Origin of the sequence: Streptomyces afghaniensis, assembly GCF_044327915.1 — a bacterium.
In the GTDB taxonomy this organism is placed as follows: Bacteria; Actinomycetota; Actinomycetes; order Streptomycetales; family Streptomycetaceae; genus Streptomyces; species Streptomyces afghaniensis.
Map to the genome: position 1 here is coordinate 30,642 of NZ_JBIRGJ010000004.1, position 13,637 is coordinate 44,278.

Sequence of the window (13,637 nt, forward strand, 5' to 3'; positions counted from 1 at the left end):
GTCAGCTCTCCGTCGCGGTGTCGAGGCGGATCAGGTCGCGGATGCGCAGGCGCTCGCCGGTCTTTCCGTTCTCCAGCCGGTACAGGCCCAGGCCGCCGCCACCGGTGCTGACACGGCGCAGCGTGGTGAAGAAGTCGGCAGGGGAGAGGACTTCGGGGGCGATGACGCCGACGTCGCGCACCTTGCCCTCCTGGAGCATCAGGAGGCCCGCCGCGGCGGGGATGCCGGTGGCGTCCTCCATGGGGGTCGGGGCGCCGGAGGCGAAGCGCAGGCCGTTGCCGCCGGTGTGCACGTCGATCTGCAGGCCGCTGCCCAGCCGGGCGGTCGCCGGTCGGGTGTCGCGGTAGTGGGAGAACACGGCCACGGCGGCGTCGAGGGTCGCCTCGGAGACCTCGGTGCGCTGCGGGTCCACTGCGTGCGCCAGACCCCAGGCGGTGACCATGGACTCGTACGGGGTGACCGCGCCGAAGTTGCCGCAGCTCTTCACCGGCAGGAAGCGGGGAATGGTCAACGGCTCGGGGTGGGCGAGCCGGACGACGACCTGCCTGCCGACGGTGCCGGGGAAGTCCACCGTGCGCTGCTCCAGGTCCTCCCAGGTCGACACCGGATGAGTGGTGCCGTCCGGGTCGACGAGGTTGAAGCAGTGCCAGAAGTGCCGCAGCGCGGCATTGGCGACGTCGTCCACGTCGACGGTCCAGCTGATGTCGACGTTCTCGACCGGCCCCAGGTGGTCGACCGCGGCCCGGATGAGGATGTTGGTGGTGCCCGGCGAGGAACCCATCCCCACCAGAGCCGTCACCCCGGCCTCCTCGGCGGCGGCCGTCCGGACGGGATCGAGCATCGGCAGGGTCGCGTCGGCGTCGTCGCAGATGTCGAGGTAGTGGGTGCGGGTGTCGATCGCGGCGTCGAGGACGAGGGTGCCCGTGCGGTAGTAGGGGCCGGCGAAGTTGGCCACGATCTCGGCGCTCGCGGTGAGCTCGCGCAGCTTGCCCGGGTCGGCCAGCGGGTCTTCCTCGATCGTGCTGATGCCGAGGGCCTGGGTGGCGGCCAGTGCCTCGGGGCGCCAGCGGAGGTCGACGGCGAGCCAGCCGCTGACGTCCGTGCCCCGGGCGGCTCCTGCCAGCATGGCCTGGGCCTGGGCGCCGCCGGCGCCGATGACGACTACTTTCCAACGACGCTCGGTCACTGTTCCTCCCGGGACCCGGCTGTCACGTGTGTCATGAACTGTCTGAGAACTTCTCGGCGGTCGACCTTTCCGGAGGCCGTACGCGGCAACTCCTCGCGCACCACCCAGCGTTCGGGCACCGCGTAGTCCGGCAGCCGACTCGCCAGATGGGCGCGGGCGGCGTCCTCGTCGAAGACGTGGCCCGGCCTGAGCAGGACGGCGGCGGCGACGCGGTACTGCAGAACGGGGTCGGGGGCGCCGAACACCGAGGACTCCGCCACTGCCGGAAGCTCCGCGATGCAGGCCTCGACGAAGGCGGGCAGTACTTTCTCGCCGCCCCGGTTGATGACGTCGTCGACCCTGCCGTCCAGCCAGAGCAGGCTTCGGTCGTCCAGGTGTCCCAGGTCGCCGGTGCGCAGCCATTCGCCGGACAGCTTGCCGGCTGTCAGTTCCGGGGCGGCCCAGTAGCCGAGCATGCGCGTCGCACCCGCCACCTGCACCTCGCCCGTGACGCCGACCGGCACCGGCCGCTCCTCCTCGTCCACCAGGCGCATTCGTACGCCCGGCGCGGGAAAACCGACCGACTCGCCGCACTCGGCGACCAGTTCGTGCGGCAGCAGGGTGCACGCCGAGGTGAACTCGGTCAGCCCGTAGCCGTGGACGAGCCGCAACTGCGGCCAACGCGAGCGCAGTTCCGCACTCCATGCCTCCGGCATCGGGCTGCCGCCGAAGAGGACGGTCCGCGCGGTGCCGTACACATGGTCGGCGCCGTCGGCGACCATCAGCAGCCGCAGGATGCTCGGCACGGCGGTGATGAAGGTGGTCGGCCGCTCGGCGAACTCGGCGACAGCGGCAGCCGTCTTGTAGCGGGTGAGCAGGTTGGTGCAGCCGCCGACGACCAGCATGTGGCCCAGCTGGTCGACGAAGCCGGTGTTGTGGAACAGCGGGACCAGAACGGTGGTGCTGTCGTCCTGCGTCGACTCCATGTACTCGGCGAAGACCGCGGAGCCCCGCAGCAGCGCCTCATGGGTGAGCATCGCTCCCTTGGGAGCGCCGGTCGTGCCGGAGGTGAAGCTGATCAGCGCGGTGTCGGAGGGGACCGGCGGTTCACCGACCGGCTTGGCCGACTGCGCCAGCGCGGTGTCCACGAAGACCTGCGCGTCGCAGACAGAGAACACCGAGCCGTTCAACTCGGAGACGAGCGGGTGGTGTTCCGTGTCGTGCAGTACGAGGGCGGCACCGAGCAGTTCGCATTGTTCCTTGAACTGGCCGGGGCTGAGCCGGTTGTTGGCCGGGGCGATGATCGCGCCGGCGCGCAGAGTGGCGAGATAGAGGATCACCCAGGCGGTGCTGTTGTGCCCGACGAGGACTACGCGGTCGCCGGGGCTGACGCCCCGAGTCTGCAGGGCGCCGGCGACGCGGCTGACCGCGTCGTCCAGCCGGGCGTACGACCACTCCTCGGTGGTGTGCCGCAGCGCCGGAAGATCCGGAGCCCGCTCCGCCCAGCCCCGCAGGGCCGCGTCGAGAGTAGTGGCGCCGTTGGGGATCTGCCACGTGGTGGCCTGGGTCAGCACAGCGCGCCCTCCCTCACGGTTCTGGCCCGGGCGAGGTAGACCTCGAAGGCGCCGCTGTCGACGACCCGGGCCGCCTGCCGGATGTTGCGTGCGGCGTGGTCCTGGTAGGACCAGCCGTCGAGGGTGGCCGTCTTGGCCGCGAGAATCGGCTCGGCCATCAGCGCCCACGCAGCCTCGCGGACTCCGGCCACGAACCGCATCAGCTCCACTCGGGCCCGCTGGCCGTCGTCCGCCTCCGGGTCGTACGCCCTCAGCAGGATGGCGGTGCGGTCGTCGTCGAGTTCGGCCTGGCAACACAGCGACGCCAGCTCGAACGCCGTCCAGCCGTAGCCCGCGTAGTCGAAGTCGACCAGCTGGATGCGCTCGTCGGTGACGAGGTAGTTCTGGGGAACGGAGTCGCTGTGGCAGAAGCCGCGTGGCACGTCACGGGTCACGAACAGTGCCTCGACGCGCAGCAACCGTGCCAGCATCTCGTCGTAACGGTCGGGGCGGGGAGCCTTCTCCGCGTCGGCGTGCTCGATGAAGATCCGAGCGTCGTCGAAGGGCGAGAACTCCTGGGAGGTTGTCGCGCCCGCGTTCAGTGTGCGCAGGGTCCGGGCGACTCTGGCCACGAGGGTGTCGTCCGCGAGCATCGCCGCGGTCATCTGGACGCCGTCGGCGTACTCGGCGAGGAAATCCCCGCAGGGCAGCTCCGACGCCAGGATCCGCGGCGCCAGGCCGAGGGCGGCGGCGTCCTGCTGGGCCTGGATGGACGCGGCCCGGTCCACACCCCACCGCCGGGCCTCGGGGTCACACAGCCGCAGGGCGTATCGGCGACCGCCGGCGATCAGGCGCAGGTTGACGTTGCTCGCCCCGCCCTGAAGCCGTTCGACCGTAATGGGGCCGTCGCCCAGGAGGTCCAAAGCCTTCCGGTCGAGGAACGACGCGGCTCGCTCGCGGACGTCGGGCCCGATGTCGCCGGCGAAGGCGTAGCGACCGGTGGCGGTGAGATCCGCGCTGCCCGTCATCGTGGGCTCCGGAGGGTGACGGCGACGTGCTTGAGCTGCATGTGGTCCTCGACGGCGTGCACGGACAGGTCCCGGCCGACACCGGACTGCTTGTAGCCGCCGAAGGGCATCTCCGCGGCCGTCGGGCCGTGGTCGTTGATCCACACCGTGCCCGCCTGGATCCGCTGGGCCGCGTCGAGCGCGCGGTCGATGTCCCGGGTCCACACGGAGGCGGCCAGGCCGTAGGCGATGTCGTTGGCCTTGGCGACGGCGTCCTGGTGCCCGTCGTGGGTGAGCACGGTGACCACCGGGCCGAAGATCTCCTCCTGGACGATCTCCGACGACTGCTCCGCCCCCACGATCACGGTCGGGTCGACGTACGAGCCCGGCAGGTCGGGCGTACCGCCGCCGGCCGCGGCCCGCGCACCGCCCGCCAGGGCCCGCTCGACGAAACCGACCACGTTCTTGCGGTGCCGTTCGGAGACGACGGGCCCCATTTCCACGGAGTCGTCCACGAAGCCGTTGCCGACGCTGATGTCCTTCGCCGCCGTGGTGAGGATGTCGACGACCTCGTCACGGAGCTTCGGCGACGTGTAGACGCGGGTGGCGGCGGTGCAGTCCTGACCGCTGTTGCGGAACACCGCACCGCGTACGACGGCCGCGAAGGCATCCAGGTCGGCGTCGTCGTACACGAGGACGGGAGCCTTGCCGCCGAGTTCGAGGTGCATCTTCTTCACGGTGGGCGCGGCCAGGGCCATCAGGCGGCGGCCCGTGTCGGTGCCGCCGGTCAGCGAGACCATGGCGACATCGGGGTGAGTGGCGAGCGCCGCTCCCACGCCGGGGCCGCTGCCGGTGACGACGTTCAGCACGCCCGGCGGCAGGATGTCGGACGCGATCTCCGCGAGCAGCAGCGCGGTGAGCGAGGTGTCGAGCGCCGGCTTGAGGACGACGGTGTTGCCGCCGGCGAGCGCCGGGCCGATCTTCCAGCTCGTCAGGCCCATCGGGTAGTTCCACGGGGCGATGGCGGCCACCACACCCAGCGGTTCCCGGCGCACGATGCTGGTGACGCCCGGCTTGTACTCGGCCGACGCCGCCGTCGTGAGGGTGCGGGCCGCTCCGGCGAAGAAGCGGTACTTGTCGGCCGCGGAGGCGATCTCGCCGCGGGCCGCGGCCAGCGGCTTGCCGACGTCCCGCGCCTCCAGCTCGGCGAACTCGTCGATCCGGGCCTCCATCGCATCGGCGATGGCCAGCAGGGCCGCGGCCCGGTCCTTGGGCAGCGTCGCCGCCCACCCGGGCGCGGCTTCCTTGGCCGCCTGGACGGCGGCCGCGGCACCTTCGGCGCCGACGTCCGGCACCCGGCCGATCACCTGGCCGGTGGCAGGCTCGACCACGGAGGCCGCCTCACCCTGCGTATACGGTCGTCCGCCCACATAAGGCGTGAGGTCCGCGATGGTGGCCATGAAGAACTCCAATTCAGGGTCAGGCGGAACAAGAGGAGGCAGAAAGCGCCATCCGCGCCACACCGTCGGTGAAACCACCACGTTGTGCAGCAATTTTCTCAAAAAGGTCCAATGAGTCCTTCCAGGGAAGGACCTCCACGCCCCCTGCGCCGGGGACGGCCCCGTGCCTCAGGAGAACCGTGGTGGCGACGGCAGCGCCGATACCGGTGCCGCGCGCCATGACCTCGTCGTCGGTGATGGCGAGGGCGTCGAGAACCGCGTCACCGCGCAACGCCTGGACCAGGACACTGGTGTGCGCCGAGCGGGGGCGCTGCGGGCGGCGGTGGTAGCGGGACCACATGAGCTTCCAGAGGAACTCGGCCGGTTCGACCTCCACGCCGGCGATCTCGACCGGCACGTCGGAGTAGCCGAAGCCGATCCGGCCGAGGGTGGAGAACGCCGAGTTCGCCCAGGCCGGCTGCAAGGCGCCCTTGCAGCCGGCGTTGCGCAGCCGCCGGAAGTGCCGGGCCAGGGTCACCGGCTCGGGGTGAGCGGTGTCGTATGCCTCGATCTCCCCCAGAGGGTCGGGGAAGCGGAAGACGGCCGCGGTGTCCGGGACGAAACCCGGCGAGTGTCCCCGGACCCCGTCCTGCAGGACGGGGCAAGGGCTGACGGCCATGTGCAGCATGTGGCGCAGCGGGGCCAGTCCGCCCGGGTCGCTTTCGTGGACGGCCCAGGCGACCTGGATGCCGTCGGCGTCCGGGTGTTCGTCCAGCAGCCGGCAGGCCATCCAGTTCGAGACGCCGGGGGAGAGGCCGGCTCCCGTCACGAGGGGGACACCGGCGTTCTTGGCATCGGCGTCCAGCGCGAGGATCGCGGTGGTGCCCTCGACGTCGTCGCAGATGTCGACGTACGCCGCCCCGGCCGCGATGGCCTGCCGGGCGATCCGGTCCGACCCGGCGAAAAAGGGGCCGGCGAGATTCAGCACCAGGTCCACGCCGGTCAGGTCCAGGTCGGCCGTGGCGTCGGCCACCCCTCCCTGGATCCGGTCGGGAGCCTGCTCCACCGCCGTGGTGACGGCCCGCTCGTCACGGTCGACGGCCAGGAACCGGGCGCCGGGAAGTGAGTCGAGCAGGATGGCGAGGGCGCTGCGGCCCATCTGCCCCAGGCCGACGACAGCGATGTGTTGACTCATGGCCACCTCCGCTTACGAATATTTGTTAGTCGACACCGGTAAGCTCGTGGCTGTCAAGAGTCGGCGGCCGAAGTCGCCGTATGAATGTTTGTTAGCATCGCCGAAACACGGCAGGTGGGAGGGGTTTCATGTCCCTGATCGACGAGACCGCGGATACGCGTGAGCGCTTGATGCAGGCCGCGATCCAGCAGTTCGGTGCGCGTGGTTTCGGTTCGACCACTTTGCGGGACATCGCCAAGGAGGCCGGCATCAAGGCCCCCTCCATCTACAACCACTTCTCCTCGAAGGAGGAGTTGCTGATCGCGGCGACGACCTGGGGTCTGGAGGTCTTCCAGCGCAGTGTCCTGGGGGCCGACGACCCGGCCGCGCCGCCCCTGCACCGGCTGGAACAGATCGTGCGGCGTCATGTGCTGTTCCAACTCCGCCATGTGGAGATCGCCCAGGCCAACGACCTGCTGCTGGAGGCTGCGGCCCTGCAGGGCATCATGCCGTCCGAAACCGTGGATGACCTGCGCAAGCGAATGCGCCGGCACCTGGACCTCGTGACCGGGATCCTGGAAACCCTGCATACGGCCCGGGCCGTCGTCGGGGCCCCGAACGCCCGGATCACCTCACTGGCGATCATCAGCCTCTGCGACCGGGTCGTGACCTGGTATCGCCCGCAGGGCGAGTTCTCGCACGACGAGGTCGCCAACGCCTACTGGTTCCTCGTGTGCGGCATGCTGCGCCTCTGAGCGTCGGCTCGGGGGCAGCCGCAACCTCAGCGAGATCTTCGGCCGAGCCGGCCCATCGTGTCCGGCCCAGTCGAAAGACGCCCACCCTCTTGACACCGAGGCAAGCCACCTGCTTACTGAGGCGCTAACGAATATTCGTTAACCCGCTGGCTGGTCGTCTTCTCCCGTCCCCTGATGAGGTGCGTACATGAGCTCTCCGGTTACCGCCAACGACCCCGCAAGATCACCCTCACCGGCGCCCGAGGCAGGTCTTCAAGGCTCCCTCGGCACGGCTGACCTGGTCTTCACGGTGCTGGCCTTCAACGCACCTCTGGCCACGGCGGTCGGATTCGTGCCGGTGGTCATCGGCTTCGGCAACCAGCTGGGGGCGCCGACGGCATTCCTCGCGGCCGGCGTCATCCTCGGACTCTTCGCGGTGGGCTTCACGGCGATGGGCCGGCACCTGCCGAACCCGGGCGCGTTCTACGCGTACATCACCGCCGGGCTCGGCCGCCCGGCGGGGCTGGGTGCCTCGTTCCTCGCCCTGTTCTCGTACTACTTCGTCCTCATCGGCGGGTACGCGTTCGGTGGTATCTCCCTGCAGAGCCTCGTGCGGGACACCTTCCACGGGCCCGACATCGCCTGGTGGATCTGGGTGCTGGTGCTGCAGGCCGGGGCCGGCGTGCTCGGCTACCTCAAGATCGACCTCTCGGCCCGTGTACTCACCGTCCTCCTGGGCCTCGAAGTCCTGATGGTGCTGGTCTACGATGCGGCGGTCGTCTTCACCGGCGGCCCGCAGGGCACCTCGTTCGAGTCGTTCACCCCGTCTGCCGCCACCTCCGGCTCGGTGGGACTCGCCCTCCTGTTCGGCATCACGTGCTTCTCGGGCTTCGAGGCGACCGCGATCTTCCGTGAGGAGGTCAGGTCTCCCGAGCGCACCATCCCGCGGGCCACGTACATGGCCATCGGCTTCATGGCGACCCTGTACGCGCTGGGCGCCTGGGTGATGATCCAGGCGTACGGTCCCGACCAGGTGGTACAGGCGACCGCCGCGGACCCGACCGGCTCCTTCACCCACAGCCTGCAGCTGTTCGTCGGCAAGGCAGCCGTGGACATCGTCAGCGTCCTGCTCTGCACGAGCATCTTCGCGGCCAACCTGTCCACCCACAACGTGACCACGCGCTACCTGTACAACCTCAGCGTGGACGGCATCTTCCCCCGCGTCCTCAGCGGTGTGCACGGCCGCCACGGCTCGCCGTACCGAGCCTCGTTCGCCACCAGTGCGCTCGCCCTGACCGGCATCGTCTCCCTGGCCGTCGCCGGGGTCGCTCCGGCCACGCTGTACGCCACGCTCATCGGCATCGGGGGCTACGCGCTGATCGTCCTCGTGCTGGCCACCGCCGTCGCCGTGCTCGTCTATCTGAACCGGCACCGGGAGACCGGTCTGGGCGTCTGGCACAGCAAGGTCGCGCCGGTTCTCGCCATCGGCGGTCTCGTCACGGCGACCGTCCTCGCCACGCAGAACCTCGACCTCCTGATCGGCGGGTCGAGGACGACGGCGAACGTCCTGCTCGCCGTCGCCTACGGCCTCGCGGTACTCGGCATCGTGCTGGCTCTCGTGTACCGGCGTACCAAGCCGGACGTGTACGCCCGGATCGGGCGCCAGGACCTGTGACGGGCTTACCGCCGGGACAGCCCGGCGTCCCAGCAGGCGAGCCCGGCCTTCCCGCTGAAGGGGCCGGGCTCGTCCCACGGTCGGTCGCGCCGCGCCCGCCGGGACCCGCGGCGCTGTGAGCTCCACGTCGGACACTCCTGGGCAGCCCCTATGACGACAAGACGATCTGGGCGGAAGTCACCCTCGGCCTGTTCGGCTGACCTGTGGTCGCGGCCGGGCGGGCGGCCCGACGAGGGTCACTCCGCTCGTCGCCGTGTTCACCGTGCTGCCCGGTCGGCCCGCTCCTGAGCCGAGACGAACGCAGATACGGGATCCGCACCCCCTCGGCTCCACGGGAAGGCAGTGACCCTGCCGCCCACGGTCGCGAACACGTTTGCCGCCGAGGCATGCTTCCGGGCCTCACACAGCGCGTAGGCGAGCAGGTTGAGGTCGGCAAGGAGAGCCGCGTGTGTCAGGTGGCCGGGCCGCAGCCACGTGGCGGTCGCCACCTGCAGCACGCCGGCGGCCTCACCGTGCTCCCAGAGGTGCACGGCGGTGAGAGCGCCCACGCCTCCCTTGCCCAACGCCGAGTGATACCGCTCGACCAGGGACCAGAGGGGCATCGCCGCGGTCGGAGCGGACGCGGGCGCGACCGCGCGCACCTCGTCGACGAAGTCCAGCATCTGTCCCCGCGTACCGCACTCCTGCGGGGACAGATAGCCGAACATCTGAAGGTGGGCCTCACGGTTCCACGGATCGCGTGCCGTGATCTCCCTCCAGAGCGGAAACACTTCGTCGTTGGGCCGACGCCACTGCCTCAGCAGGCCGAGTCGCACGATCCAGGGACTCGGGTCGGCGGGCCGTAGCCGGGCGGCCTCGATGGACGCGTGCCAGGCCAGCTGGAACTCGTCCTGCGACGGAGGCGTGTGGCGGCCACGGGCCATGACGCCCCACGCGAAAAGCGTCAGCGCGTCCGCATGATCCGGCCGCCGGTCCATCCACAGACGTTGCACACCGGGCAGCGACACCTCGGCCAGTACGGCCAACCGGTGACAGCGGCGGTCCCAGTCCCCGCCGGCGCTGTCGAGCAGCTTCTCGATGACCGCTACGGCAAGGGCGCGGGAGTTGCCGACGCCTCGGTCTGCGAGACGTCGGCAGACCTGGCCGAGCTCGGTGTCGTCGAGTTCAGGGGCGAGATGGGGAGTCGCCTTGCGACGACCGAATAGCGGCATGGGCCGCAGGCTAATCCTCGTTAGTCCTGATCGGCTGTGTCCGACCACGTTGATGCCGAACCGATACCCCTTCGACGTGGTCGTGCGGAGCGAAGCCCTCGACGAGAGCGGCCGGTGGATCCGGGGCGTCGGTGAGGTGGCTGACGACGCGGAGTGTGCTGAACCGGCACGTCGCCGTCGTAAGGCGGTTTACGCGACAGCGGCGCAGAGCGTGGAGGGAGTCAGGGCAGAAGGCCGGCGCGGCGGGCGATCACGACGGCTTCGAGCCGACTGGTCGCGTGCAGCTTGGACATCGCGGACTTCATATATCCCTTGACGGTGTTCAGAGTCAGTCCGAGCCGGTCGGCGATCGTCTTGTTGGGCAGCCCGGAGGACGCGAGAGCGAGCACGTCCAACTCCCGCCGGGTCAGGTTGCCCAAGGTCCACGCAGCGGTGCCAGGCTCGATGAGCCGTCGTGCGATGTCGTGGAGCGCGCGTTCCATCGCGGGGTCCGGAACACGTCGGCCGAGGGCCCTCAGGTCGGTGTATGCCTCCCGAAGGCGTTCGCGCAGGCTCCCGAGATCTGCGTCCGGTTCCTCGTGGCTTCCGCGCAGGGCATGCAGAGTGACGAGTTCCTGTTCCAGTGCGCGGGCCTCGTCCTTGAGGCCGTCCTGGATCCGGTCGCCCACGATCTCGTCGGTGCGAAACGCCGCGTACACCAGAGCTACGGGGCTGCGGTCGACGACCACGGGAACGGCGGCGATGGAGCGGATGCCTTCGGCCCGGATGATGACGTCGTAGCGGTGGGTGATCTGGTCACAGGAGACGTAGTCGTTCACGGCGATGGGCCGGCGGGAGGCCACCGCTCGGCCGCCCAGTCCTTCGTTGTAGCGCAGAACCACTCCGGGCAGGGCACCCACAGTCGGACCCGCGAAATTGCCGAGCACGAGGTCGTTGGCAGGTGTGACGGAGCCGGCGAAGGCCAGGGATACACCTGTCAGCTTGCGAACTCGTTCGGCAGTTCGGTCAAGCCGGTTGGTGAGGTCGTTGGCGATCATCATTGATCCCCTTCGTCGTACATGCCTGCCGTGGTGGGGCCCCCGCCCCGTGTCCATGACACTGTCGAACGTCATGGTGAGGGGAAGGCAGGAAGGACCATTCTCAGCGAAGGCTAGGCCGCTTGCAACGAGGTCGGTCCCCTCCATGGAGGGTGTGGCTCTGCTCAGGACACGGCGACAGTGTGTCCTGCAGCCTCCCGGCCGCTTCCTGCGGGCACGTGGGCGCTGTGCGCATGTTGATGGCGAAACCCACGGAGGCGAAGTGTCCGATCCCACGGCCGGCCTGCCGGCCGCCCCAAGTGCCGAGGACGTTCCCTTGGCCGCGCCGGCACCATGGCTGGACCTGCCAGAGATGGTGGATGAGGTCGAGAACCTGCGCCGACGCTTCGATCAGCCCGATCTCTGCGTGGCCTCGGTCCTGTGCGACGAGCATCCACGGGAGGACACGGCGTTCATCCTCGTCGACGGTGACCTCGATGTCCGCCGTCTGACTTTCGGTGAACTCTCGGACGAGTCCCGCAGGCTCGCCGCCGCCCTCCACGCGCGGGGGATCGGCACGGGGGACAGGGTCGCGGTGCTGATGGGTAAGCGGCGCGAGCTTCCCATTGTCCTGCTCGCGCTGTGGCGGCTCGGCGCTGTCCATGTGCCGCTCTTCACGGCCTTTGCCGCACCGGCCATCAGTGTGCGTGTGCGGGGCGCGGGCGCGAAGCTGGTCGTGACCGAGCCGAGTCAACGTGCGAAGGTCGACGGGCTGGGGACGAACGTGATCGAGGCGGGAGACGAGCTGGACGGCCTCGTCGCGGCGCACCGTCCGGTCGAGGACAGCACGGTTGTCGGGCCGGACGGTCTGTTCATCGAGCTGTACACGTCGGGAACCACAGGTGCCCCGAAAGGCGTGGGAGTTCCGGCGCGGGCCATCGCCGCGTTCATGGCCTACATGCGCTACGGCTTTCACCTTCTCGACAGTGATGTCCTGTGGAACGCCGCCGACCCGGGGTGGGCCTACGGGCTGTACTTCGGTGTGGTCGGTCCCCTCGCCATGGGGCGGCCCAATGTGCTGCTCGCCGGCGGGTTCTCGGCGGAACTCACGGCACAAGTGATCAGCGCGGTCGGCGTCACCAACTTCGCCGCGGCGCCGACTGTCTACCGGGCGTTGAAGCAGCGGGGAGTGGTCCTGGCGGACAGGCGTCGACTGCGTGTCGCGTCATCGGCCGGCGAGCCGCTGACCCCCGATGTCACCGCGTGGGCTCCGGATGCTCTCGGGACACAGGTCCGGGACCACTTCGGCCAGACCGAGCAGGGCATGGTGATCGTCAACGCCTGGGACCCGAGGCTGCGGCGGGACGTGCGTCCGGGCTCGATGGGACAGGCCCTGCCGGGATTCGTGGCCGGCACGGTGGGGGAGGCGATCACGATCTCGGCCGACATGAGCCCCCTGATGTGGTTCACCGGATACGTGAACGCACCCGAGCGCACCCGGGAACGCTTCGTCGCCGATGGCAGCTGGTATCTGACCGGGGACGTGGGACGTGCGGAGGACGGTGACTTCTTCTTCGCCTCCCGTGACGACGACGTCATCCTTGCCGCGGGTTACCGGATCGGCCCCTTTGACATCGAGAGCATCCTCACCGCGGATCCCGCCGTGGCCGAGGCGGCCGTCGTCGGCCGGCCCGACGAGATCCGCGGCGAAGTCGTCGAGGCGTTCATCGTGCTCCAGCCGGGCGAAGCAGGCGGCATGCCCCTGGTGGAACGGCTTCAGGCGCTGGTGCGCAGCCAGTACGGCGCTCACGCGTACCCGCGCAGAGTGCACTTCGTCGACCGACTTCCGAAGACACCGAGCGGCAAGATCCAACGCTTCGTCCTCAGAGGGATGAGCGACGACGACATAGCCGATCTGTCCTGACAGCGAGTCGCCCCAGAGCAAGGACCGGAGCCCGGACAGCTAGGGCGCAGGAAGGACCTGATCATGCAGCTTGACAACACCTCGGCGATCGTCACAGGCGCGGCGTCCGGACTCGGCCACGCCGTCGCGCGGGCCTTGGCCTCGGAGGGCGTTCGGGTCTGCGGCCTCGACCTCGCCGCTGCCGTGGAGACGGCGCAGGCGGCACCCGGAATCACCTACACGGCGGCAGACATCACCGACGTCGACGATGTCGAGCGAGCAGTCGCCCTCGCGGCCGACGCCGGCCCCCTGCGTACGGTGGTCAACTGCGCGGGCGTCGCTCCATCGGCCCGGATCCTCGGCCGCCACGGCGTACACGATCTCCCTCTGTACGCGCGCGTCGTCGGTGTGAACCTCGTCGGCACCTTCAATGTCATGGCGCTCGCCGCACGTGCGGGGGAGTCGCCGCACTCACTCTTCCGGCGGCGAGTGACTTGGCCGCTCACGGCATCCGTGTCGGCACGATCGCACCGGGCATCGTGGACACTCCGATGATGGCGGCCTTCTCGGACCAGGTGCGTGACTCCCTCGCCGCTACCGTGCCCTCCCCGCACCGGCCGGCCATGGCCGAGGAATTCGCGCAGCTCGCCCTGGCGGTCATCGCACACGACTACCTCAACGGCGAGGTCATCCGCATGGATGGGGCGCTGCGAATGGCACCGCGCTGAACAGTCGTGCCCTGCTGTCCGGGCTGGGCACA

12 protein-coding genes are annotated in these 13,637 nt (G+C 69.7%); 5 read left to right on the forward strand and 7 right to left on the reverse strand.

What is annotated here, in order from left to right:
* Window position 1: 1 nt before the first annotated feature.
* From ACH4G3_RS14690 to ACH4G3_RS14710, 5 genes are read right to left on the reverse strand one after another with little or no spacing between them, the layout of a single operon-like run.
* Window positions 2–1,186, reverse strand: coding sequence for a saccharopine dehydrogenase family protein (locus ACH4G3_RS14690; RefSeq protein WP_397624791.1), 1,185 nt, complete (start codon window positions 1,184–1,186; stop codon window positions 2–4).
* Window positions 1,183–2,739: a class I adenylate-forming enzyme family protein gene (locus ACH4G3_RS14695; protein ID WP_397624792.1), complete on the reverse strand. Its 1,557-nt coding sequence runs from the start codon at window positions 2,737–2,739 to the stop codon at window positions 1,183–1,185. Before ACH4G3_RS14695 ends, ACH4G3_RS14690 begins: the two co-directional genes overlap by 4 nt.
* Entirely contained in the window at window positions 2,733–3,746 is a 1,014-nt protein-coding gene (locus ACH4G3_RS14700) for a phosphotransferase (RefSeq protein ID WP_397624793.1), read from the reverse strand. Before ACH4G3_RS14700 ends, ACH4G3_RS14695 begins: the two co-directional genes overlap by 7 nt.
* Window positions 3,743–5,185: an aldehyde dehydrogenase family protein gene (locus tag ACH4G3_RS14705; protein WP_397624794.1), complete on the reverse strand. Its 1,443-nt coding sequence runs from the start codon at window positions 5,183–5,185 to the stop codon at window positions 3,743–3,745. The genes ACH4G3_RS14700 and ACH4G3_RS14705 overlap by 4 nt, the downstream gene beginning before the upstream one ends.
* A gap of 19 nt (window positions 5,186–5,204) precedes the next feature.
* The gene (locus tag ACH4G3_RS14710; protein ID WP_397624795.1) at window positions 5,205–6,359 is read right to left on the reverse strand and encodes a saccharopine dehydrogenase family protein; all 1,155 of its coding nucleotides are present in this window, start codon (window positions 6,357–6,359) and stop codon (window positions 5,205–5,207) included.
* A gap of 128 nt (window positions 6,360–6,487) precedes the next feature.
* Here ACH4G3_RS14710 and ACH4G3_RS14715 point away from each other — a divergent pair, with 128 nt between their 5' ends.
* Both ACH4G3_RS14715 and ACH4G3_RS14720 read left to right on the forward strand, forming a co-directional pair.
* Window positions 6,488–7,093, forward strand: a complete 606-nt coding sequence (locus ACH4G3_RS14715; RefSeq protein WP_397624796.1) for a TetR/AcrR family transcriptional regulator — start codon at window positions 6,488–6,490, stop codon at window positions 7,091–7,093.
* A 187-nt stretch (window positions 7,094–7,280) separates the two neighbouring features.
* On the forward strand, window positions 7,281–8,747 hold the full coding sequence (locus ACH4G3_RS14720) for an APC family permease (RefSeq protein WP_397624797.1): 1,467 nt from the start codon (window positions 7,281–7,283) through the stop codon (window positions 8,745–8,747).
* Between the two features lie 257 nt (window positions 8,748–9,004).
* On the opposite strand, the gene ACH4G3_RS14725 is transcribed toward ACH4G3_RS14720, so the two are convergent.
* The gene (locus ACH4G3_RS14725) at window positions 9,005–9,958 is read right to left on the reverse strand and encodes a hypothetical protein (protein ID WP_397624798.1); all 954 of its coding nucleotides are present in this window, start codon (window positions 9,956–9,958) and stop codon (window positions 9,005–9,007) included.
* A gap of 221 nt (window positions 9,959–10,179) precedes the next feature.
* Window positions 10,180–11,142 (reverse strand): LuxR C-terminal-related transcriptional regulator, encoded by a 963-nt coding sequence (locus ACH4G3_RS14730; protein WP_397624799.1) that lies wholly within the window; start codon window positions 11,140–11,142, stop codon window positions 10,180–10,182.
* A gap of 7 nt (window positions 11,143–11,149) precedes the next feature.
* Here ACH4G3_RS14730 and ACH4G3_RS14735 point away from each other — a divergent pair, with 7 nt between their 5' ends.
* From ACH4G3_RS14735 to ACH4G3_RS14745, 3 genes are all read left to right on the forward strand, one after another.
* Complete coding sequence (locus tag ACH4G3_RS14735) at window positions 11,150–12,898, forward strand: AMP-binding protein (protein WP_397624800.1); 1,749 nt, start codon at window positions 11,150–11,152, stop codon at window positions 12,896–12,898.
* A 63-nt stretch (window positions 12,899–12,961) separates the two neighbouring features.
* Window positions 12,962–13,432 (forward strand): SDR family NAD(P)-dependent oxidoreductase, encoded by a 471-nt coding sequence (locus ACH4G3_RS14740; protein WP_397624801.1) that lies wholly within the window; start codon window positions 12,962–12,964, stop codon window positions 13,430–13,432.
* Window positions 13,372–13,605 carry an SDR family oxidoreductase gene (locus ACH4G3_RS14745; protein ID WP_397624802.1) on the forward strand — a complete coding sequence of 78 codons (234 nt, stop codon included), beginning with the start codon at window positions 13,372–13,374 and terminating at the stop codon, window positions 13,603–13,605. The genes ACH4G3_RS14740 and ACH4G3_RS14745 overlap by 61 nt, the downstream gene beginning before the upstream one ends.
* The last annotated feature ends 32 nt before the right edge of the window (window positions 13,606–13,637 follow it).